The organism is Rhodococcus sp. P4_F3_2 (assembly GCF_056401335.1).
Window position 1 is genome coordinate 1 of record NZ_JBFUJN010000101.1, and the last position, 810, is coordinate 810.

1 protein-coding gene is annotated in these 810 nt (G+C 26.4%); it reads left to right on the top strand.

The features are described from left to right. Nucleotides 1–342: 342 nt before the first annotated feature. Nucleotides 343–810 (top strand): hypothetical protein (locus AC1DWA_RS32930; RefSeq protein ID WP_477917613.1); only part of this gene is annotated, 468 nt, incomplete at its 3' end.

Below are 810 nucleotides of genomic sequence, written 5' to 3' on the forward strand. Positions count from 1 at the left end.
GTATATGACATACATGTATATGACATACATCTTTAGTTAACATAATGGTTTTTTCCAGAACCCAGCAAAACAACACAAAAAACATGTATATAAAATAAAAGAAAAGAAGAGATAAAACTCTATAAACATTGATATAACAGCATTTTTGTGAATTAACTATAATCGTATACGTTATAAACTATAATCGTATTTATTATAAATTATAATCACATACGTTACAGACCATAATCATATCTGTTATAAAGTATAATCTAAAATAGATTATAAAAATAAACAAAACACCTTGAAATTATTTAATTTTTATAATACGATACAGATTATAAATCATAATATAAAAGAGGTGTGAATTTGAAAGCTTGGGAAAAGGACTTAATCGGAGATACACAAAGAAAAAAAATCAATAAGGAAGTTAAAGAAACAGTTACTAATGATGATGGAGAAAAGCTATTTCAAAGACATATCGAAGAATCATACGTTTCCAAAGAACCCGATTACGTAAAAATTTATTTAGATAATATCTTACAGATAAATAACCTATCAAGTGGTATTCAGAAGACATTAAATGTTCTTCTAAAAAGAATGGCCTATGATAACATCGTTGTTTTAAATGCATACATAAAAAAACAAATGGCTGAAGAATTGGGATTTAATACAGTTCAGAGTTTAAACAACAACATTAATAAGCTTGTTAAAGAAGGGATTATGAATAGAAAAGGAACTGGAACTTATGAAATGAATCCATTTCTATTTGGTAGAGGATCTTGGGACAATATTAAGAAGATTAGATTCCAAGTAATCTTTGAAGAAGGG